At 28.0% G+C, this 22,644-nt stretch carries 22 protein-coding genes; 6 read left to right on the forward strand and 16 right to left on the reverse strand.

Annotated features, from left to right (window positions below):
- Positions 1 to 16 precede the first annotated feature (16 nt).
- The 6 genes from GCL60_RS03285 to GCL60_RS03310 form a co-directional block, all read right to left on the reverse strand.
- Positions 17 to 703 (reverse strand): porin family protein, encoded by a 687-nt coding sequence (locus GCL60_RS03285; RefSeq protein ID WP_153418437.1) that lies wholly within the window; start codon positions 701 to 703, stop codon positions 17 to 19.
- Between the two features lie 193 nt (positions 704 to 896).
- Positions 897 to 1,871, reverse strand: coding sequence for a trypsin-like serine protease (locus tag GCL60_RS03290; protein WP_153418438.1), 975 nt, complete (start codon positions 1,869 to 1,871; stop codon positions 897 to 899).
- A gap of 24 nt (positions 1,872 to 1,895) precedes the next feature.
- Positions 1,896 to 2,573 carry a hypothetical protein gene (locus GCL60_RS03295; RefSeq protein ID WP_153418439.1) on the reverse strand — a complete coding sequence of 226 codons (678 nt, stop codon included), beginning with the start codon at positions 2,571 to 2,573 and terminating at the stop codon, positions 1,896 to 1,898.
- A gap of 310 nt (positions 2,574 to 2,883) precedes the next feature.
- Complete coding sequence (locus tag GCL60_RS03300) at positions 2,884 to 3,882, reverse strand: trypsin-like serine protease (protein ID WP_153418440.1); 999 nt, start codon at positions 3,880 to 3,882, stop codon at positions 2,884 to 2,886.
- Between the two features lie 169 nt (positions 3,883 to 4,051).
- Complete coding sequence (gene ccoS, locus GCL60_RS03305; protein ID WP_153418441.1) at positions 4,052 to 4,231, reverse strand: cbb3-type cytochrome oxidase assembly protein CcoS; 180 nt, start codon at positions 4,229 to 4,231, stop codon at positions 4,052 to 4,054.
- Positions 4,222 to 6,678 (reverse strand): heavy metal translocating P-type ATPase, encoded by a 2,457-nt coding sequence (locus GCL60_RS03310; RefSeq protein WP_161998057.1) that lies wholly within the window; start codon positions 6,676 to 6,678, stop codon positions 4,222 to 4,224. Before GCL60_RS03310 ends, ccoS begins: the two co-directional genes overlap by 10 nt.
- Here GCL60_RS03310 and GCL60_RS03315 point away from each other — a divergent pair.
- Positions 6,659 to 7,342 carry a sulfite exporter TauE/SafE family protein gene (locus tag GCL60_RS03315; protein ID WP_153418443.1) on the forward strand — a complete coding sequence of 228 codons (684 nt, stop codon included), beginning with the start codon at positions 6,659 to 6,661 and terminating at the stop codon, positions 7,340 to 7,342. The two genes, GCL60_RS03310 and GCL60_RS03315, sit on opposite strands and share 20 nt — an antisense overlap.
- On the opposite strand, the gene GCL60_RS03320 is transcribed toward GCL60_RS03315, so the two are convergent.
- Genes GCL60_RS03320 through ccoN form a run of 3 tightly spaced genes read right to left on the reverse strand, consistent with a single transcriptional unit; the run spans position 7,339 to position 10,203 of the window.
- Positions 7,339 to 7,911, reverse strand: coding sequence for a cbb3-type cytochrome c oxidase N-terminal domain-containing protein (locus tag GCL60_RS03320; protein WP_153418444.1), 573 nt, complete (start codon positions 7,909 to 7,911; stop codon positions 7,339 to 7,341). The two genes, GCL60_RS03315 and GCL60_RS03320, sit on opposite strands and share 4 nt — an antisense overlap.
- Complete coding sequence (locus tag GCL60_RS03325) at positions 7,901 to 8,059, reverse strand: hypothetical protein (protein WP_153418445.1); 159 nt, start codon at positions 8,057 to 8,059, stop codon at positions 7,901 to 7,903. Before GCL60_RS03325 ends, GCL60_RS03320 begins: the two co-directional genes overlap by 11 nt.
- Positions 8,056 to 10,203, reverse strand: a complete 2,148-nt coding sequence (gene ccoN / locus GCL60_RS03330) for a cytochrome-c oxidase, cbb3-type subunit I (protein ID WP_153418446.1) — start codon at positions 10,201 to 10,203, stop codon at positions 8,056 to 8,058. The genes GCL60_RS03325 and ccoN overlap by 4 nt, the downstream gene beginning before the upstream one ends.
- Positions 10,204 to 10,880: 677 nt before the next feature.
- Here ccoN and GCL60_RS03335 point away from each other — a divergent pair.
- Together GCL60_RS03335 and GCL60_RS03340 are read left to right on the forward strand one after the other, a co-directional pair.
- Positions 10,881 to 12,305 carry a M16 family metallopeptidase gene (locus GCL60_RS03335; protein ID WP_153418447.1) on the forward strand — a complete coding sequence of 475 codons (1,425 nt, stop codon included), beginning with the start codon at positions 10,881 to 10,883 and terminating at the stop codon, positions 12,303 to 12,305.
- A 3-nt stretch (positions 12,306 to 12,308) separates the two neighbouring features.
- Positions 12,309 to 13,850, forward strand: a complete 1,542-nt coding sequence (locus GCL60_RS03340; RefSeq protein ID WP_153418448.1) for an insulinase family protein — start codon at positions 12,309 to 12,311, stop codon at positions 13,848 to 13,850.
- Here the strand turns inward: GCL60_RS03340 and GCL60_RS03345 are convergent.
- Positions 13,847 to 14,383, reverse strand: coding sequence for an adenine phosphoribosyltransferase (locus GCL60_RS03345; protein ID WP_153418449.1), 537 nt, complete (start codon positions 14,381 to 14,383; stop codon positions 13,847 to 13,849). The two genes, GCL60_RS03340 and GCL60_RS03345, sit on opposite strands and share 4 nt — an antisense overlap.
- A gap of 42 nt (positions 14,384 to 14,425) precedes the next feature.
- Positions 14,426 to 15,566, reverse strand: a protein-coding gene (gene prfB / locus GCL60_RS03350) for a peptide chain release factor 2 (protein ID WP_153418450.1) whose coding sequence is annotated in 2 segments (ribosomal slippage) — positions 14,426 to 15,505 and positions 15,507 to 15,566 — 1,140 coding nt in all. Because the reading frame shifts where the segments join, the coding sequence is not laid out codon by codon here.
- A 166-nt stretch (positions 15,567 to 15,732) separates the two neighbouring features.
- On the opposite strand from prfB, the gene GCL60_RS03355 reads away from it, so the two are divergent.
- Both GCL60_RS03355 and GCL60_RS03360 read left to right on the forward strand, forming a co-directional pair.
- On the forward strand, positions 15,733 to 16,620 hold the full coding sequence (locus GCL60_RS03355) for an undecaprenyl-diphosphate phosphatase (RefSeq protein WP_153418451.1): 888 nt from the start codon (positions 15,733 to 15,735) through the stop codon (positions 16,618 to 16,620).
- 36 nt (positions 16,621 to 16,656) lie between these two features.
- Positions 16,657 to 17,865 carry a 3-deoxy-7-phosphoheptulonate synthase gene (locus tag GCL60_RS03360; protein ID WP_153418452.1) on the forward strand — a complete coding sequence of 403 codons (1,209 nt, stop codon included), beginning with the start codon at positions 16,657 to 16,659 and terminating at the stop codon, positions 17,863 to 17,865.
- A gap of 16 nt (positions 17,866 to 17,881) precedes the next feature.
- On the opposite strand, the gene GCL60_RS03365 is transcribed toward GCL60_RS03360, so the two are convergent.
- Positions 17,882 to 18,436 carry a thymidine kinase gene (locus tag GCL60_RS03365; protein ID WP_153418453.1) on the reverse strand — a complete coding sequence of 185 codons (555 nt, stop codon included), beginning with the start codon at positions 18,434 to 18,436 and terminating at the stop codon, positions 17,882 to 17,884.
- A 117-nt stretch (positions 18,437 to 18,553) separates the two neighbouring features.
- On the opposite strand from GCL60_RS03365, the gene GCL60_RS03370 reads away from it, so the two are divergent.
- A complete protein-coding gene (locus tag GCL60_RS03370; protein WP_153418454.1) occupies positions 18,554 to 19,828 on the forward strand; it encodes an NAD(P)/FAD-dependent oxidoreductase in 1,275 nt (424 codons plus the stop codon).
- Here GCL60_RS03370 and GCL60_RS03375 read toward each other — a convergent pair.
- The 4 genes from GCL60_RS03375 to GCL60_RS03390 form a co-directional block, all read right to left on the reverse strand.
- The gene (locus tag GCL60_RS03375; RefSeq protein ID WP_153418455.1) at positions 19,823 to 20,626 is read right to left on the reverse strand and encodes a CheR family methyltransferase; all 804 of its coding nucleotides are present in this window, start codon (positions 20,624 to 20,626) and stop codon (positions 19,823 to 19,825) included. The genes GCL60_RS03370 and GCL60_RS03375 overlap by 6 nt on opposite strands.
- Positions 20,627 to 20,641: 15 nt before the next feature.
- Entirely contained in the window at positions 20,642 to 21,490 is an 849-nt protein-coding gene (locus tag GCL60_RS03380; protein WP_153418456.1) for an HDOD domain-containing protein, read from the reverse strand.
- 152 nt (positions 21,491 to 21,642) lie between these two features.
- Positions 21,643 to 21,996: a hypothetical protein gene (locus GCL60_RS03385; RefSeq protein WP_153418457.1), complete on the reverse strand. Its 354-nt coding sequence runs from the start codon at positions 21,994 to 21,996 to the stop codon at positions 21,643 to 21,645.
- A 105-nt stretch (positions 21,997 to 22,101) separates the two neighbouring features.
- Entirely contained in the window at positions 22,102 to 22,575 is a 474-nt protein-coding gene (locus GCL60_RS03390; protein WP_153418458.1) for a transglycosylase SLT domain-containing protein, read from the reverse strand.
- Positions 22,576 to 22,644: the final 69 nt, after the last annotated feature.

Raw genomic sequence — 22,644 nt, forward strand, 5'->3', positions numbered from 1 at the left:
TTATATTAATTTATATTTAAATTGACCAAATAAATAATAAGTTTATAGAATATTCATTAAATGAAGATCTCTCTGTTACCGTTGAAGGATACGTTTTATAATCTAATGTCATTGTATGCCTATTGTAAATAAAATTTGTACCAAGACTAAATATTTCAGAAATTTTATATGAACCCATTAAAGTAGCGCCATAAAAAAAGTGATTATTTATTGTGTAACTTGTACTACTATTTGCAGCACTTGCATAATTATCATTTGTATCTATATCAACATTAAAAGTATTCTTTAAGGTATATCCAAAATTTCCTAATAAATACATTGAAATTGAATTTGTTAATTTATAATTAATTCCGGAATTAAAAATCAAAGAAGTATAATCAAAACTTGCTTTTAAAGAATCTACATTGGGAATATTTGTGGAGGTATCCTGATTTTTTGTTCTTGTAGTTTGCAATCCAGAGCCTATTGAAAATTTTAAATTTGTATTATTTTCAAAAGTATAAAGTCCAAATACACCTAAATTAAATCCATTAAATTTATTAAATACATTTTTCGCAGTATCAAAAGAAAACCCACTCAAATTGGTGTATCCAATGCCACCGTATATATCGAGATTATTTTCTTCAGCGTGGGCTGAGTTTGAAAAGAACAAGAACGAACTAACACAACTAACTATTTTCAAAGTTAAATTTTTTTTTGCCATAATAAAATCCTTTAAATCTTCAAAATTCCTTTTTGAAGATTTAAAGGCGTATTTCATTCTAAACTTCTAGTCAAATAAGATTAAGAAAAATATAATAAAATATCTAATAAATTATAAATTTCTGTTAAATATCAATTTTATAGGAGGAAGCAAAACCAAAAATAATTATATAAAAAAACAATCTTAATTTTGTTTATTTATCTATAAGAACAAGTGATTCCCCAGATTTTTTCATGATAGTATTTACCCAATCAACATAAGGAGCAATACGTGTGTTTAAACCATTTTCATATTCACAAGAATCTTTTCTATTATTTAAAACATCTATCACTTCATCACCTTGCCATATGGCATTGAGACCTTGGGTCGCAGAAATTAAAACAGCTTCTCCATTACGAATCACAAATTGAGGTCCACCAGAATCTCCATTACAAGTTTGACCTTCACTTTGAGATTTTTTTGATGTTACTAAAAATGTATCTTGTGTATAATTTGAATCATATTTTTTACTTACAAAATTACTATTAGAAAAATCTGTATATAAAGTTTCAAGATTATTTTTATCATATAAACTCATATTAATTTTTAATGAACCCACACTGGAAAGAGCCCATCTTTTTATTCCAATAGTTCCTTTTTTATATTCACCTTCTAAACCATAGCCAATAGAAAGAATTTTTTCAAATGGAATTGGCTTGGATAAAATAACCTTAGCCGGAGTAAGAGAATTATCCACTAAATTATCTTCTGTTTGAATAAGCGCGATATCACCTAAAGATGCTTTGCTTAAAATACCATAAATATTATTAGAATATATATTTTTAACTTTTAAAGATTTTACATTAAAAACATCAAAAGTATTTTGGCCAAGAATAATTTCGGTATCAGATGGCATTGCTTTTACCGTACAGTGAGCTGCAGTTATAATAAAATGTGGCGAGACAACAGTGCCAGTGCAAATGCCTCCACCTACTGCGATAAAAACAGTTGAGTTTGCTCCTAAAATATTTTTAGAGAAGTCTTCACAACCATTTGCAATTTTATTTGATGCAAATCCATCTGGAAGATTATTACATGATTGTTCATTTTTTAATTTATTATCAGGTGATTTATTACATGAAGCAATAAAAAATAGAGTTAAGAATAAAGGAATATAAAATAATTTCATTTTTTAAATTAACCTCAATTAAAATTATAGTGACCAAGAAGCTATTAAATTTGCCGAATATTCATTAAAAGATGAGTTTTCTTGAATCGTTTCTGGGGGAGTAATGTAGTCAAGCGTCATTGAATGCCTGTTATAAATAAAGGAGCTGCCCATACTGAATGTATCATTAAATTTATATGCACCCATTAACGTAACACCATAAAAATAATGATTTTTAATTTCAAAACTAGTTTTATCTAAGGCTCTTTTAACAAATTGAGAATTACTTGACGTTGTTACATCGACTGTATTGGCAAAAGAATAACCCAAATTTGCAAGAGTATGAATAGATATATTTTTAAATATATTTAATTTAAAACCACCATTAGCCACTAAAGAATGATAAGAAAAATAGGTGTCAAATGTGCCAGATTCTAAATTATTTTTATTTGATACTCCAACATAATTATATCCTGCACCTAGAACTGGCGTAATTAGTCCTTGACTATCAAAGGAATACAAAGCAGATACACCAAGATTTAACCCATTAAATTTATTAATTATTTTTCCAGTTCTTTGAAAAGAAAATCCTTCTAAATGAGTATAACCTAAATTTGGAGTTATATCTAAATTTTTTTCTAATGAAAAAGCTTTTAAATTCAATATTATAAAAATTAACGTAACCAAAAATGAGCTATATTTTATTTTTTTTGTTATTTTCATTTTTTTTCCTGTAAAATAAATCAATACATATAAAGAAGACTTTTTAATTAAATGAATTTATATGTATTGTCAATACTTTTTGGTAATCTATAATTATTTATTTATATTGTTAAATATATATATTTAACATATTATATTTATAATTTAGTAGAATTATTTTGAATATATTTTAATATTTTTTTAATAATAATTTTTTAGTTAAAAATTATTATTTAACTATATGAAATTTTTATATTATTAAAAAAAAGATTATCAAAGTTACTTTATTTTTCTAAAATTTTTGAGTAAAATGGTTTTTTTATCTCATATTCTAATCACTAACTAGTACAAGTGATTCACCCGTAAATTTCATAATATTATTTAACCAATCAACATAAGGTGCAATTCTGGTATTTAAAGCGCTCCAATATGTACATATATCTTTGCCAGATTTCATAAAATAGTATAAATCCTTGCCTTGCCAATAAGGATTAAATCCTTCCGATGCCGAAATTAAGACTGCTTCATCATTACGTATTACAAATTGAGGGCCTCCAGAATCCCCAAAACAGACTTGTCCTTCGTTTTGCCTGATTTTATAGCTCACTAAAAAGGTATCCTGTACATCTTTTGAATCGTATTTATCACTTACATACTGATTTTTTATAGCAATAGTGTATTTTTCATCTATTTTTCTTTTATCATTTTGACTCATATATAAGCTTAATGAACCCACACTGGAAAGAGCCCATCGTTTAACGCCACCTGTTTTTTCGTCATATTTGCCTGTCACTCCATAACCAATAGAGAGGAGCTTTTCTGAAGCACTAGGCTTTCCAAGCATAATTTTTGCAGGAGTAAGAGAATATTTATAAACTAAATTATCCTCTGTTTCAATTAAAGCTATATCTCCTAAAGAAGTATATTTTAAAGATGGATCTTTATAAATTTCATTAACATAAATATTTTTAACTTTTATATTTTGAATATTTTTTAAATCAGAAATATTTTTACCAATCATAATTTCCACATTTGATGGTGACCTTGTCAAATGAGTATTTTGATTATAAACACAATGAGCAGCTGTAATTACATAATGAGAAGATACTACTGTGCCTGAACAAAATGATTCTCCTAAATATATATAAACTGTAGAATTAGCACCCAAGATATTTGTAAAATCTTCATTGCCATTTGATATATTATTTGACGATAAGTTATAGAAATAATTATTAAATTTTTTATCACTATTTATATTATTTTCTCGTATTTGACTGCACGATAAGAAAATAAAGAATGATAAACAAAAAGGTAGTAAAGATATTTTCATTATTTTATTTAACCCCAAGTAAAATCAAAAGAAAAAGCAATTGTTAATAGAGGTATTTATTAATGTCAATACTTTTACTTATTTCATTTATATAAATACTAAATTAATTAATATTATATGTATATTATATTTTTTTATGTATTTTGTATAAAATATAAAAATAACTTTATTATTTTACATCTTCTTTATTTTTTTCAGAATTATTTTCAATACTATCATCTAAAAGAATTTTATGAGCAGGTGTTTCAAGATCTTCAAATTGTCCATTTTTAACAGCAAATAAAAAAATTAAAAGAAAAAAAGATCCAATAAAAACCATAAATATTGCTAAATATATAATTACTCCCATACCCTTTTTCCTTGCCTAAAATAAACGATCAAATAAACAGTTAGAGACGATATTGGCATAAAAATAGCTGCAAATAAGGGATCAACATATCCCAAACATGCAAATAAGATTGCAATTATGTTATATATAAGACTTACAAAAATTAATATTTTTAAAGTCTTTTTAACATATTGGCAATAATAAAAAGTTGATTTTATTAAGTTTAAATCTGATTTTCTTAAAAAAATATCTGCCGAATGAAGTGCAATATCAGTACCTCCATGAGAAGCAATACTTACATGGGCTTTAGCAAGCATAGCAGCATCATTAACTCCATCCCCAACAGCCATTACTTTTTTTCCATTAGTTTGTAATTTTTCAAGAAATTCTAATTTATTTTTTGGTAATAAAGATGAAAAAACATAATTTAAATTTATTCCTAATTTATTAGCAATACTTCTAACTGAAGCTTGTTTATCTCCAGAAAGAAGATATGTTTCTATATTTTTTTCTTTTAAAAATGAAATTAAATTATCAGCTCCAAGCTGAATTTTATCAGTTAAAATAAATTTAAAATAAATATTATCATATTTGGCATAAACAGAGTAATTCAATTCGGATTCTTCATTATCAATTCCTATAAAGTCAGAATTTCCAATTTTGACATGAATATTTGAATTAATTAAATAACCTTCTATACCTTTACCAGCATGCTCTTTAATTTCTTTAAAATTAAATTTATAAGAAAAGTTATTAAATTTTTTAGAAATTGCCTTTGAAACCAAATGCAATGAAAAACTCGAAAGTGAAGAAAAACAAGATAAAATTTCATCTATATTATTTATTTCTGAATCTTTATTTATAATATCATAACTTAATACAGATAAATTTCCACATGTTAAAGTTCCTGTTTTATCAAATAAGATAGAATCAACCAGCGGGATTGTTTCAATTGAATTTTGATTTTTTACAATGACACCTTTTTCCCATAGCTTTTTAAGTGCTGAAGACATTAATAAGGGAGTAGCCAAGGCCAAAGCACAAGGGCATGAAATTATTAAAATAGATACAAATATATCTAATGCTTTTTGAATGGAAATAAATGACCAAATAATAAATGATATAAGGGATATTAATACAATTAATATTGTAAAATAAGGAAGTATTTTTTCTATTTGTGTTTCTATTTTAGATTTTTTTGATTTTGCAATTAAGATTAAATTTTCAAGAGAAGAAACCCAAGTTTCACTTCCTGTTTTTTCAGCAATAATTGTAACAGGATTTAAAAGATTTTGGGACCCTGCTAAAACATAATCTGACTTTTTCTTTAATACTGGATATTCTTCTCCCGTAAGAGAAGCTTCATTTACTTCTGTTTCGCCTTCAATAATATAACCATCTGCCAAAAATGTTTTTCCAATTGGGACATTTATTTTATCTCCTTTATTTATAGAAAAAGCTTCAATAGGTAATATATTTTTAATTGTTTCACCTAGTTCTTTAGCTTTGTGTATAGATTTTTCATGAAAGTATCTACCAACCAATAGTAAAAACACAAGACCAGTTATACTATCAAAATAAACATTACCACTATTTTTATATGCTTCATAGATACTAATTATTAATGAAACAATTAAAGCAAATGAGATAGTTGTATCAATATGAATTTTTTTATTTATTAAAGCATTATATGAATTTATAAAAAAACTTCTTCCTGCATAAATTGTTGCAGGAACAGATATAATCATACTTAAAATTATAAAAACATAATTAATTTCAGGATTAATTCCAAAATATTTACCAAAATAGGAACTAGCTGCAAAAATCATTACATTTCCAAATGCAAATCCAGAAATACCAATATCTTTAATTCTTTCTTTTTCATAAGAAGTTCTAAATTCTTTAGAAGATAAAAAAGGAAGTGGCAATGGATTATAACCTATTTGAATTAAAGATCTAGCAACATTTTCTAAAGAACTACCCTCATTATCTTTCAAAGAAAATGTAACAATTTTATCTAATATATTTACATTAATATCACTTACATTTGAAATATTTTGAATAGATTTTTCTATTAACCAAATACAGGCAGCGCATTTTACTTCAGGAATAAAAAATCCCCATAAATTACTTCTGAATTTAAAAATTGAATTTAATTTATCATTTTTAAAAATTGAAAAATGTGAATCCGAGAAATCTTCGGCAGTTGAAGGCTTTTCTCCTACTTTATTCATAATTTCATAATATTTACTTAAGTCATTTGAAATTAAAAACTGGTAAACATTGGCACAGCCATTACAGCAAAATAAATCAGAATCTTTATTTTTAGTAAACTTTTTTTTACAATGAAGACATATATCTTCTAAATTAAATTCATGAGATACTTTATTTGAAAGACTATTTTGTGATATTAAAATTGAGGTTTCTTTATGATTGGAGTTTTGTTTTATGGATAGTTTTTTAAACATTTTTGTTCCTATATTATCAATAGCAGCGTACGGATTTACAGGTTCCTTACATTGCTTTGGCATGTGCTCTCCAATGGTAATATCTTGCCAAAAAAAAACTTGGCAATATTTCTTTAGTAGAGCATTAGCATATTTATTTATCGGAGTTTTATCTGGATTATTTGGCTTATTTATATTTAGAGATTTTTTAAACCTATCAGCCAAAAAGCTAGCAATAATCATTGCTATTGTTTCAGTAATACAAATCATTTTTTTAATTAAAAAAAATAATATTGGGAATTCAACAAATATAAATAATTTAATGAATAAAATAAATCGATATTCCCCATTATCATACTCAGCTACACTTGGTATTTTAACAGCTATATTACCTTGTGGTTTTTTGTACAGTGCCGTAATAATGTGCGCATCATTTGCAAGTCCCATTTTAGGAGGAATTGGAATGCTTGTATTTGCTTTATCTACTTCACCAATTTTAATTGGAAGTAAGGGAATATTTAATTTTCTATCAAACAAAAGAGCTAACTTAACTAAATATATTTCCATTATTTTGCTTTTAATTGTAGCCGGATTAGCTCTTTTACGTGGCGGAGTATTTCATAATTTATTTTCATCTAACACGGAAAAAATCAATCAAGACATAAATAAAATAGATTGTCATTAATGTAACTTGCCTGGTTTTCCTTCTGGTTTTTTTGCATCTGGTGGATTTGATCCTTGCATGGATGCAATATAAACAACAAGCGCTTGAATTTTTTTGTCGCCTAAAATTGTTTTCCAACCTGGCATTCCTTTTTCAGGAACCCCAACTTGTATTGCATTTTCAACACCCTTATAGGTATTTTCAACAATCCAAAAGTCATCTGTTAAGTTAGGACCAACTCCTCCTTGTCCTTTTAATCCATGACAAGAAGCGCAATTTGCATCATAAACTTGTTTTCCACTATCAATCATATTTTTATTTGTTAAATTTTGACTATAATCAAACTCACCACCGCCACCCTCTTTTGAAGGTGTTTGACCGACAGAAGCTAAATATTCATTTTTAAGTGAATGGCCTCCTTTATATATATGATAATAAAGCATATATATTGCACCAAAAACGATTGTTCCATAAAAAATAAACTGAAACCATATTGGCACTGGATTATCTAATTCTTTAATTCCATCAAACTCATGATCAAGAAGTTTAGGTGATTTCTTTTTATCTTTATCATCTTTTTCATTCGTCATTTTTAGTCATTTCCTCACAATGTTTTATATAATTTTTACTTATAATATTACTCCATACTAACCAGAAAATAAACATTATAAAAGTAACAACAAATACAGAACCAGCTATCACAACATCTGCATGCTCGCTTGCTAATTCACGTATCATTTCTTTTCTCCATCATTCTTTTTTTGAGCATCAACAGCCTCGCGCCCATCAATACCTAGTCTTTGTAAGTAAGAAATTAGAGCAATTATTTCAGAAGACTTATCTACATTAACTCCTTGCTCTTGAATACCACTCGCTATTTTTTCAGCTTGTTTCTTTAAATTTTCATTAGCGTTTTCTATATCTTCATTGGAATAAGGTACCCCTAATTTTGCCATCACTTTAATTTTATCGCTGGTATATGAAGTATCAAGTTTGTCCCTAAGTAACCAATCATACTTTGGCATTGTGCTTTTTGGCGTCATACTTAAAGGATCTTCCATATGTTTATAATGCCAAATATCTCCATATTTTTTACCAAGTTTTTGAAGATCAGGTCCTGTCGTTTTTGAACCCCAAAGATGAGGAAAATCATATTCAAATTCTCCTGCTCTTGAGTAGGGTCCATAGCGCATTTCTTCTTCTTTAAAGGTACGGATCATTTGTGAGTGACAGTTGTTACATCCTTCACGTATGTAAATATCACGTCCTTCAATTTCTAAAGGTGTATAAGGTTTTAAGGTTGCAATTTTTTCTTCTGTAGAGTGATTTATTAAAATAGGAAGAATCTGAACAATACCACCAATAGAAACGGCAATTAGAGTTAACATTCCCATAACAAGGCCAAGATTTTCAGCTGCTTTTTGAACAGAGCCAAATGAAGTTTTATTATGTTCTATTTTAGAAAAAGAATTCGCTTCTGCAAGAGTATCTGGTACTTTACCTGCAATTTTAATTGTTTTATAAATAACAAATGCGCCAACAACAGTTCCGAGTAAATATAATGTACCACCTATTGCTCTAAAAAAGTAATAAGGAATAAATTTATCCATTATTTCCATAAAATTAGGATAGGTAAGAACTCCATCAGTTACACTTTCACGCATTAATCCTAACATTAATCCAGCAATATACATTGGAATAACATAAACTAATATACCAATTAATGAAATCCAAAAATGTAAATTTGCTAATTTTTTACTATATAATTCAGTCTTATATAGATTTGGAACTAACCAATATAACATTGCAAATAAAATATAACCATTCCAACCTAGAGCACCAACATGAACATGACCAATAATCCAATCAGTATAATGCAAAACTCTATTTACACTTTTAAAAGATAAAATAGGACCTTCTAATGTTGCACATAAATAAAATATGGCCCCTGCTAGTAAAAACTTAGTAGAAGGATTACTTTTTACTTCATTCCAAGCAGATTTAATTGTTAAAATAAAGTTAATAGCCCCTCCCCAAGATGGGGCAATAAGCATAACGGAAAAGACAACACCAAGAGATTGGATCCATTCAGGTAGAGCTGTATATTGAAGATGGTGAGGTCCAGCCCACATATAAATAAAAATTAAAGACCAAAAATGTATAATTGATAATCTGTATGAGTAAATAGGTCTGTTTACAAGCTTAGGTACATAATAGTAGCCCAGTCCTAAAAAGGGCGTTGTTAAAACAAAAGCAACCGCGTTATGACCATACCACCATTGAACCAAAGCATCACGAACACCAGAAAAAACACTATAACTTTTTATAAATGAAACAGGTAATGAAATATGATTTACAATATGTAAAAGTGCTACAGAAATAATCGTTGCTATATAGAACCAAATGGAAACATATAATATTTTTTCTCTTCTAACTGCAATCGTCAAAAAATAGTTGATAGCAAAAATTACCCATATTAGTGCAATTAAAATTGCAATTGGCCATTCTAATTCTGCGTATTCTTTTGATGTAGAAAGTCCCAAAGGCAAAGTAACAGCAGCTAAAACGATTATAAGCTGCCACCCCCAAAAATGAATACGAGACAATATATCACTGTACATTCTTGTTTTAAGTAAACGCTGAGAAGAATGATAAATACCTGCAAATACACCATTTAAACAAAATGCAAAAATAACCGCATTGGTATGCAAAGGTCTTAAGCGGCCAAACGTTAGCCAAGGGAGATCAAAATTAAATGGTCTGTAAAATAATTGGATTGCTATAATTACTCCAACTAGCATACCTACAATGGCCCATATCATTGTAGCTGCAATAAACTTTTTGACTATATCATCATCGTATCGAAACTTTTCCAATGTCATTCATCACTCCATGTGCTAATTTTTTAAAAGAAACGAAAAAGCACTTATCCATGAAAAATATTTCACAAAATGGTATTCTATATCAAGCTTATTTAGCGGTTATTTTAGACTTAATATTATCATTATTGTCGTATTTTTGACATTGGTAATGAAAATTAGTCTCATTATAATTATAAAATTATTATATTTAATTTCTTGATTATAAATTTTGGATACATTTTTGATTTTTAATATTTTGCTTAAATAAACAAAATATAAACTATATTAAATAATTTATATTATCCTTTTTTTGCTTTTAAGCTCTGCTTATATAAAAATACAATAGGATCTAGGTTGAATTCTTTGCCCTATGAATAAGCATCAATAAAAGTTGATAAATTAAGCGATGATTAGAAATCTAAATTTTTGTATTTCTTTAAATAAATTTGAATACTTCTATAGCTTTAACTTTTTCCAAAATTTAAATTAAAATAAAACCATCATCATATATAATGGTTATGGTTACTTACAGCGCGTATATATTAAATATACTTGAATAAATATATTTATTTTAAGATTATAAAAAAAATATCTTATAAGTATTGCGCATTAAATTGAATTTTTGTAATTTAATTTTTATATTTTTTATATTAATAATAAATATTTAAAATTATTATAAAAATATAATAGGAAATATTATGCCAATTAAAAAGTGTTTAATCATAAATTTAGTCTCATTTATATTAGAAATGATTTCATTTAACTCTGTTTTTGCAAAACAATTTGATCCATTATATAAAATGGATAAAGAAAATTTAATTTTCCCGGAATCCGCATCTAAAGCAACGCTTTATTCATATTCAAATGGTTTAAAACTAATAGTAATACCTGAATTTAAAAGTTCTTTTACAACTATGCATTTTATGATTGACGCTGGAAGCAACAGAGAAACAAAAAACTTGGCGGGATTATCACATTTTTTTGAGCATATGGTTTTTCGAAAATCCAAAAATACTCCCGAAGGAAATTTTGATAAAATCATAAAAGCAGTAGGCGGTAAATCGAATGCTTTTACTTACAATGGATTTGTTACCTATTTTTTTGATTTTCCTGCATCTGCACTTGATATTATGCTTAAATCTTCATCGCATATGATTCAAAATGTGGAATTAAAAGAACCTTATTTTTCTATTGAAAAAGGAGCAATTTTATCAGAGAGAAGACAAAAAATTGATAATAACCCAGATAATAAATTTGAAGAAAAACTAAACGAATTCTCAGAAAAAGATTTTATTTCTTTATTTGGAACAGAAGAAACAATAAACAACTTTAAAATATCTGATGCTGAAAACTTTTTTGATAATTATTATACTCCATCAAATACATTGATTATCATTGGAGGTCCTTTTAAACCAGAGTTCATAGCTGAAAAAATCAGCAGAAATTTTAGTAGCTGGAAAAAAAAGGATGATATACCACATGCTATAGTAAGTTTTGATTCTTTTATAAAAGAAAAATCTAAACTGATTAAATGTGTAGATTCAAGCATTACTTCAGATTATTTTGAAATGATATATCCTTCAAATCAAATATCTTTAAAAGATTACACGTATTTTGAAATTCTTAGTCATATTTTATACAACGATTCAAAAGATTCTTTTTTTGATGAGTTATATAATTCATATTATTCAAACTATTTTTCATTTTCTAAGAATATTCATTATCAAAAAAATAATATTGGAAGTTATTATTTAAAATTTTATATGGATAAAAACAAAATAGAAAATGATATAGTAAATTTATTTGATAAATATATAAAAAATATTTCAAAAGAAAAAATAACAGAGAGAGAAAAAAGAAAATTAATTGATTCTTATATAAAATCTAATGCTTTATCAAGCGAAAAAATATCAAATTTAGTTGAATATGTTAAATTAAATCAGTTTTTTTATAATGATTTTTCAATTTATTTTGAAAAATTGAAATTAATCGAGAACTTAAATTACAATGATTTTTCTAAATGGATAGATGAAACTTTTATAAATAATAAAAGATATTATAAATTAGCTAAAAAATCAGAAAATGAAAGTTTCAATTGCAAAATATTAGATTGGAAAAATTGATACATGAAATATAAATTATTTTATTTTATAAAATTTATATTATTACTTTTAATAATAAAAAATAACGAATCATTTCCAAAAGAAATAGATTTAAATTTAATTACAAAGTCACCAATTAAACTGGATTGGAAAAATGAAAAATGGGAAGAAATCGATTTTATAAAAGAATCTAACATAAACAAAGCTTCACTTTTTACCTCGGAATTAAAGGAATCGCCTCTATTTTATATTTCAATTATTTTTAATGGTGGAAAATATACTGTTTCCAAAGAAAAAAATAGCTCATTAGATGCCATGATTAAAATTTTTTATTGGAATATTATTCACAATAAACACCCTATTTGTATAAGCGGAGGAAGCGATAATTTAGATGTAACATTTGAATATAATAATAATGGCCAACCAGTATTGCAAATTATAGGATTAAAACAATATCTAGATAATAGCCTTCAATTTTTGAATTGTCTGATTAAAAATCCTATTTATGATAATGAATCAATTAAAGAATGGAAAAAACAAAAAATAGACTTTTTAAAAGAATATTTAAATGCAAACTCTCACCAAAATCAATTTAATATAATACGTGATGAAAGCTATAATTTGGCATTTAATAAATACTTTGAAGACCTTAATTTGAAATATTTTTCAAATATAACTAATAAAAATATTTTAATTTTACACAACGAAATTATGCAATCAAATGGATTGAAGCTTATTTTTCTTGGAGATTTATCTAGTAAAAATATTACAATAATAAAAAAATTTATAAATAAAATCCCTTTAAGAGACTCAAATTACTTAAAATGGAATCCAGAAAATCCAAAAAATATTTATAGTAATAAAATAAAAGCAAAAATCATTATAAAAGAAGATATGACTCAAAGTAATATTGTATTAAATTATTTTTATCCAAACTCTAAAAATTTAAATACTTTAGATAGAAATAAAATGGATATTATTTCAGAAGTTTTTTATTCAGAATCCATAGGCATGGACAGATTTACGAAAGCTTTAAGACGTGACTCCGGTTTTAGTTATTCACCATATGCATATTATAATGAAAATATATTTTTTAAAAAATCAGAAGGCACAGTTTTTTCTATGGAATTCGAAAGTCCAAATGATAAAATATCAAATACTGTCCCAATTTCAATTGATACTTTTAATAATTACATTCAAAACGGTATGACTTCTGATGAACTAAATACTTCAAGAAACTCAATAATAAACCAAGAAATGACAAAAGAATATTCCATTTTAAAAACATTTTATTCTTTATCAAATAGTATAGGTGATAATCTCATACCAAATGTGGATCCTACAGAATATATTGCTTTCATCGATAGTCAAAATAATTTAAAAGAGATCAACAACCTTCTTAAGACCACGTTTTCAGAACCTTCTATTCCAGTTCTTGTAATAATAGGAAATCCAAGTAATTCTGAAATTGAAAAACTAAAAAAAGACGATAGATTTGAAATTATTGATATAATTAAATTAGATGAATATAAAAATAAAATACTTAAATTATATAATATAAATTAAACTTTTATAAGACTTTGAATTTGAACATGTGGAGTTGTCTTTAATAAAGTTTCGCATCCATTTAAAAAAGTAAGTTCAATTAAAAAAGTAAAACCAGAAACGATTCCACCGCTATTTTGAATAATTTTAGCAGCTGCATTTGCAGTCCCACCAGTAGCAATAATATCGTCTACTATTAAGTAACGCTGACCTTTTAGGAGAGAATTTTTTTGAATTTCAATACTATCTGTCCCGTATTCAAGGGCATATGATTCAGATACAACTTCTCCAGGCAATTTGCCTTTTTTTCTTGCTGCAATAAAAGGTAAATTTAGCTCAAGTGCCAAAGGCATTCCAAAAAAGAATCCACGACTCTCAATACCTACAATATGCTGTATGTTTGTTAATTTAGCAAATTCAGCCATTTGTGCTGTTACTTTTTTCATTAATTGAGGATCTTTAAATAATGGATTTATATCTTTAAATATAACACCTTTTTTTGGAAAATCTGGAACATCTTTAATTACAGAAAGTAATTCATTTTGAAGATTCATTTCTATTCCTCATATTAATATTTGAAAGTATTTATTTATTAATTAATCAAGATCGTCGTTTGCGCCACCTTTACCTTTAAATTGTCCAGCAGCAATTTGTCTTAAATACTCTAAACAAAAATCTTCAATATCACCATCCAGCACAACGTTTGGATCGCTACTTTGCGCAAGAGTTCTAACATCTTTAACAAGTTTATATGGATGTAAAACATAGGATCGAATTTGAGAACCAAAAGCATTATCCATTTTTGAATCTTCTATTGCTTTAGATTCTGCTTGTCTTTTGCTAAGCTCAAGTTCATAAAGTTTTGCTTTTAATAATTTAATACATGTTTCACGATTTTGAATTTGACTGCGTTGTTGTTGGCTTTGAACAACAATTCCTGTTGGCAAGTGAGTCATACGAACCGCGGAATCCGTTCTATTCACATGCTGCCCACCAGCACCACCAGCACGGTAAGTGTCAATTTTTAAATCGCTTTCTTTTACATCAATTTGAATATCATCATCTATCACAGGACTCACAAAAACAGAACAAAAAGAGGTATGTCTTCGTGCATTAGAATCAAATGGTGAAATACGAACAAGACGATGCACTCCATTTTCTGATTTTAATAGACCATAGGCAAATTCACCATCTATGGTAATAGTTGCATTTTTTAAACCAGCACCATCGCCTTCTAATTCATCAACAACTTCTGCTTTAAATCCTTTTCGATCGCAAAAACGAAGCATCATACGTGTAATCATTTGAGCCCAATCACAAGCTTCTGTTCCACCCGCTCCTGCATTTATCGTTAAAATAGCACTATTTCTATCTGTCTCTCCTGATAACAAACGTTTTGTTTCAAGATGCCCCACTTCTTTAGTTAATTCTTGAATAGTTTGATCAGCTTCTTTATTTGATTGATCATCACCCTCCTCGCCAAATTCAATAGCAACTAAGGTATCATCAAATTTTTTCACAAGAGATTCGCAAGAATGAATGCCATCTTCAATATTTTTCTTTTCTTTAAGAATTGCAGAGGATTTTCTTCTATCATTCCAAAAATTAGGATCGCTACTGATTTCTGATTCAATTTCCAAAATTCTTTTTCGCTTTAACGGAGTGTCAAAGATACCTCCGAATAGGTTCAAACTTTTCGCGGATTTCACCCAATAAGGTGCGTTGTAATTCGCTCATTTTTAACTCCTAATTTTATTGTTTTTAAATTAACACAAAAAAGAACCCGTCAATAATTTTGTTTAAAAGACGGGCTCTTTTTAAAATATTCTTGCCACTATGTGGCCTTCACGAAACGATATGGTATCTATTCCCATTGTGCAACTTTTTCTTTGGAGGAAATGCTATGGCTCTTGCTTGCCCTATCCCAGTTCATGGGCAGCTGATTGACTGCGGCTTTGTCGATTTAGGATATTTCAAAATTATAATTCTAGGTATTGTTCAAGGAATAACAGAATTATTACCTATAAGTAGTACAGCGCATTTAAGAATTGTTCCTTCTTTTTTAGGATGGCACGATCCAGGAACTCCTTTTACAGGGGCAGTTCAATTGGCAAGCTTTTTTGCTGTCATGATTTATTTTAGAAAAGAAATTTACAATATTTTTATGGGAACTTTAAAAAGTATAAAAACACGCGACTTTTCTTCTACTGAATTCAGGCTTGGTGTAGGCATAATTATAGGCACCATTCCAGTTGGAATTATGGGTCTCATGCTAAAATCTGTTTTAAATGCTCCTAATTCACCACTAAGATCTTTATATGTCATTGGAGTCGCCTGTATCGTCATGGGTGGACTTTTTATTATTGCTGAAAAAGTATGTAAACATGAACGTGATTTTAGCAAATTAACTTTTAAAGATTGTTTAATTGTAGGACTTTCCCAAGTTGCAGCATTAATTCCAGGAGTATCTCGCTCTGGAGCAACAATTTCAGCAGGACTTTTTCTTGGCCTGAAAAGAGAAACAGCTGCTGCTTTTTCTTTTATTTTAGGAGTTCCTGTCATTGTAGCAGCAGGTCTAAAACAAATTCATGAAATGCACAATGCGGGATTAACCTCACATGGCTGGAGTGTTCTTTTTGTTGGTATTGCTACTGCTTCAGTAGCTGCTTTTTTAGCTGTATTTGGGCTTATGAAATATCTAGAACAAAGATCTACTCTTATTTTTGCATGGTATCGTTTAGCTTTAGGGGTAATTCTTATTATTTGCGCAAGCTTAAATATCATAGTTTAAATTGAATTGTTTAAGGTACATTTTTAAAGGGAATTCATGAAATCCGACAAAATTAAACCTTATTTGTTTGAGAACTGGCATATTAAAAGTTGGAAAGACTTTGATTTACTTCAGCAACCAAACTATTTGAATTCCTCATTACTTTTAGAAACATTATCCACATTAAGATGTGCTAATAAAATTGTTACTGAAAATGAAATTAATCAGTTAAAATATTTTTTTTCAGAAGCTGAAAAAGGAAATATTTTTATTTTACAAGCTGGAGATTGCGCAGAAACTTTTGAAAGTTGTTCTTTTGAAGATGTTAAATTAAGAGTAGAACATATTTTAAGCCTAGCGAAAAAACTAGAAGAAGCAATTGAAAAAAAAGTTATAGTAGTAGGAAGAATAGCAGGCCAATATGCAAAACCTAGATCAGAACCTTTTGAAACATTAAATCATTTTTCACTTCCAGCATTTCGCGGTGATATTATAAATGGAATTGAGTTTAATGAAATACAACGCCAACCAGATCCATTAAGACTTTTAAAAGCGTATGAAAACTCTAAAAAAACTTATGATTGGATTAAAGAAATTACAAATCATATTTTTTTTATTTCTCATGAAGCACTTTTATTAGATTATGAGTCAAACCTTACTCATAAAACTACATATTCAGATCAATGGATTAATTTTTCAGCTCATACTTTATGGCTTGGAGAAAGAACAAGAGATCTAAAAAGTGCGCATGTTGAATACCTAAGAGGGATATCCAATCCTATTGGAATAAAATTAGGTCCAAATGCAAATTACCATGAAATTATTTCACTTCTTAAATTATTAAATCCTCAAAATATTTCAGGTAAAATAAATTTAATTACTCGTTTTGGAAACAAAAATAATAATTTAAATCTTGAAAATATGATTCACTTTTTAAATCATTCAGGACTTTGTTTTTCTTGGAGCTGTGATCCTATGCATGGGAATTCTTATAAAACAAATAATGGATTTAAAACAAGAAATTTTGATGATATTATAAGTGAACTTATTGAAACTCATAAAATCCACAATAAATTAGGCTCTTTTCTGTCTGGGATTCATCTAGAATTAACTTATAAAAACGTAACAGAATGCATTGGTGGTTATAAAAATAAATTGAATGAATATAATCTTTCCGAAAATTTTCAATCATTTTGTGACCCAAGGTTAAATAAACAGCAAAGTTTAGATTTAATTGAATTATTTTCATTAAAAAGAAATTTATAAAATAAATTAATTTAAATTAGTGAATAATATGATGCAAACGGCATCTTGGTTCATAACTTTCGGAAGCACCAACAAAAACGACCTCATTGTCATGAACTAAACGTTGACTATAATAAGCATCATGGCCACATTTAGTGCAAATTGCTGTCAATTTTGTAACTTTATTAGCCATTGCTAGTAATTTAGACATGCAACCAAAAGGCCTTTTTTTATAGTCTAAATCAAGTCCTGCAACAACAACGCGAATACCACGTTCTAATAACTCTTCAATATCATCACATATTGAATCTGAAAAAAATTGAATTTCATCAATACCAATTACATTAACATCTGCTAAATCATGTAAAAAAATATCTTTTGAATTTGAAATTAAAATAGAAGAAATTTTTAGTCCATTGTGACTGCATAATTCTTCTTGCGAATAGCGAATATCAGAAGAGTGTTTAAAAACAAGTATTTTTTGTTTTGCAATAAAAGATCGCTTTAACACACGAATCAGTTCTTCTGTTTTTCCACTGAACATACATCCACAAATTACTTCAAAAGTTCCAACTTCCTTTTTTCTTTCCATTTTCCCCTCTTAAGAACAATATGACTTTATTTGGCTATTATAAATTTTATAAAATTGCAACTTGTTATATAAAATGGTTAACATACTAATGGTACCTATAATTTATGAGGTAGTTTAATGAACAATCACATAACTTCAATTCACGTGGTCATTGTTGGAGCTGGATTTGCAGGAATAAATGCCGCTAAAAAACTCGGAAACGCAAAAGGAATTCATGTTACAATATTAGACAAAAAAAATTACCATCTTTTTCAGCCTCTATTATATCAAGTCGCAATGGCTGGTTTAAGTCCTGCTGAAATTGCTTCTCCAATTCGATCCATATTGTCTAAATATAAAAATATTGATATTGTTCTTGGCAAAGTAACAAATATTAGCTTATCTAATCAAACTGTAGAAACAGACTTTAAAAAATATAATTATGATTATTTAATTCTAGCATGCGGAGCTACTCACAGTTATTTTGGAAAAAATGAGTGGGAAAATTTTGCTCCAGGTATGAAAACAATTGAACAAGCAACAGAAATTAGGCGCAGAGTTTTAACAGCATTTGAACTAGCAGAGCAAGAAATAGATCAAAATAAAGTTAAAAGTTACCTTACTTTTGTAGTCGTTGGCGGTGGCCCTACTGGAGTTGAAATAACAGGATCACTTTGTGAAATCGCGCATTTTACTTTAAATAAAGAATTTAAAAATATTGATCCTAAAAATACTAAAATTATTTTAATTGAAGCTGGAAATAGAATTTTGTCTGCCTTTTCTGAAAAGCTATCAGAGCAAGCTTTAAAAGATTTAAAAAATATCGGCGCTTTAGTTAAAATAAATACAAGAGTGAATAATATTACAAACGAAGGTGTTTGGATTGGAGAAGAATTTATTCCTTCAAAAACGGTGATTTGGGCGGCAGGAGTAAAACCATCTGAAACGGGAAAACTTTTAGGAACAGAACTTGATCCTGTAGGAAGAGTATATATAGAACCAAATCTGAATTTAAAAAATCATGCGAATGTTTTTGTTCTTGGAGATCAATCCCATTGCAAAGATAAAAATAATATTCCATTACCTGGCTTAGCACCCGTTGCGATTCAACAAGGAATTCATACAGCTAAAAACATAATAAGAGTGGTTAATGGAAAAAACATACTTCCCTACCATTATTTTGATAAAGGTATCATGGCAACAATTGGGAGAGGCCGCGCTATTTCAGAATATTCTGGTATTAAAATGACTGGAAAGATAGCATGGCTTGCTTGGTTATTTGTTCATATATTATACCTAATTGGATTTAGAAATAAATTTTTTGTTTTATGCCAATGGATGTGGTCATATGTTACTTTTGGAAGAGGAGCTAGATTAATTACAAATCAAGATTGGAAAAATAAGGATTCATAATTTTTCATACATTGAATTTCCTAAAGTCTTTAAATTAAAAGCTTTCGGATCTAGACTATCGCTATGGCCTATTACTAAAACCCCGCCTTTAACTAAACGCATTACTAGTTTGCCAATAATCTCTTTTACTTTATCTGGAGTAAAATAAATTAAAACATTTCTACAGACTATCACTTCGTAACAAGGTTGCATGTTTTGTAACTTAACAAGATTATCTGTAAAAAAACTACATCTAGCTTTTATATTAGGATCTGGTGTAAATGAATCTTCTTTATCCATTTTTTTAACAAAATTTTGATAATTAGCAGCTATTTTAGCTAAATCTTTCATTGGATATAATGCTTTTTTAGCCATTTCAACAGAAACAGGATCAATATCAAAAGCTTTGTACTCATAATCAAAACCAGGATTTGCATTTCTAAATGCTTCTAACATCAGGCCAAATGAATAAACTTCTTCACCTGTTGAACAGCCTCCAGAATGCATTCTAAATTTTTTTGTTCCTTTAAATTTTTCTGATAAAAGTGCCTCAAATTTTTTATAATGAGGCATTTCACGAAACCATTCCGTAGTATGAATAGTAAATGCACTTAATAACTGTGCAAACTCTTGATCGTTTGCTATGGCGGATTGAAGATATTGATCTAAACTTTCCGCTTTTTTAACTTGAACTCTTCTTAAAACATTAGAAATAATAATTTCTCTTCTATAACTTCCTTGCTGGCAATTACCAGTAACATTTTCAGCCATAGCATAGATTTTTTCTCTATCTTCTGGTTTAAAATTATCAATAGCCATGGCATTTTTCCTTTTTTAGGACGGCTGAATTGCTGATTCTGTTTCTAATGAGTTTTTAACAACTTCTTTAACCGCATCGGCAGATAATTCCATTCGCTTTAACATTGATAGTTCAATTTTAGTGTCTCTTTTGTAATCCTTAAACCCAAACCCATAACTATGAGCAAGAGTGTCTGACAAAACTAAAATATCAATAAGTTTATTCATCTCATTGCCAAGATCTTTTCTTAATTCCATATTTTTAGTATCATGAAATGAAATTAATATTTTCACTTTTTCAGGAATTTCCCAAGTGTCTAATGCTCTAAAAGCTAATTTACTATGCGGTTCTAAACCGAGTTGATTTTCAGTTGATGCAAAGTCAATTTTATTTTCAAGGGTATGCTTAGCCATTTGTGTAAAGTTTTCATTAAATAAACTTGCCGTAATTGCGAGTCCAACATCGTGCATTAATCCAGCCATTTGAACTTCAGAGACAAAATCAGGAGCTATTTTTTTGGCAAAATTTGTACTAAGTAAACTAACAAAGGAACAGTGCCTAATAAAACTATTAAATTCAAATGTTAAAGAATCTTTAAAAACAAATGTACTTTCTAAGGCATGTAATACCATAATCTGTCTTAAATTATCATGGCCAATTCTAAAGATTGCTGTTTTTAAATCACTTGTAGGAGAACCCTTTCCTAAAAGGAACAAACTTGAATTAGCTAGTTTTAAAATACTAGCTGATATCGCAATATCACGTGACAAAGATTTAGCGAGTACACCTGTATCTGCATTTGGATTATAGAGATAGACTAAACACTCTCTTGCTACCTGCGGCATCGCAGGAAGTTTAAATCCTTCTGGAAGAAACATTTTCATAAAAAATACTCTCTTTTTGGCATTTTACGAACAACGTTAGAACTAGAGGTGAAATCGTCTTTTTTTTTATATTGTTAACTAGGTAATTTTTTTCTATATTTAGAATTATATAAATAGGAAAGAAATATCTACTTAAAAAATCTCATATTAAATTAATGATGATTTTCTTCTTCATTTAAGTCTTGAAATAACTGACGGATAATAAATATAGCTACTAAAGTCATGCATATAGCCGCTATCCAAGACCCAAGATATAAAGATGCAATAATGCTAGGTACAGTTAGAACAAGACCGTAAGCATTAGGGGCAACGGATTTTGCATTTTCATCTGTCCCTGCAATGGCATAAATAAATATCATAAGAGGAAAAGCTGTTGCTATAAAAGCAATCCAAGTCTGATCAGGAATTCCAGCCTTATTAAACTGAGGAATGAGCTTAATAATACCAATTACAAGTGCAATAAAACTTAAAATTGAAGCAAGAGTAGAATATATATTTTTTTTCATTTTTAACCCCTCATACCCAAAAATAAAATGACAAAACAATTGCTCATTTTTATATTACTCTATTTTATGGGTAATAGCATTAAAAAGGATTCTATATATCAACAGTTACATTAACTGGTTATTTTTGATAATAACTTCTGCTATCGTTTTTGTATTGTAATTTGGAATTTCATAAGCAAGACAAGCTCTTTTAAATTTATTATACGTTACCCAAGCAGTAAGACCTTGTTTTTTGTAAACTTTAAGTGCACATCTTGCATTTTTTAAAGGATTAGACAAATCATTTTCATTTAAATTACAATCTTTCATCCAAATATCATTAATTTGTAACAAACCGTGATCTTTAGTATTATTTGTATTATGACGATTTACTGCATTTGGATTAAAATTTGACTCTTTTTCAGCCAAACAAGTTACAACAGGAACAATCTCTCTAGGAAACCCAGCTCTTTCAAGAGTATAGGCTACTTGTTCTTTTGTCATAGAGCGTTTATTACTAGATTTCATTCTTTTAGTTTGTTCACCTGCAAAAACATGAAAACTCGCAAATAAGGATAAAATTGCTATTAATAACTTCATTCAAACCTCTCAATCACAGTTAAACAATTGAATAATTTAACTAATTTAGAAAATAGCTTAATTTATAAG

This window comes from Silvanigrella paludirubra (assembly GCF_009208775.1).
GTDB lineage: Bacteria > Bdellovibrionota_B > Oligoflexia > Silvanigrellales > Silvanigrellaceae > Silvanigrella > Silvanigrella paludirubra.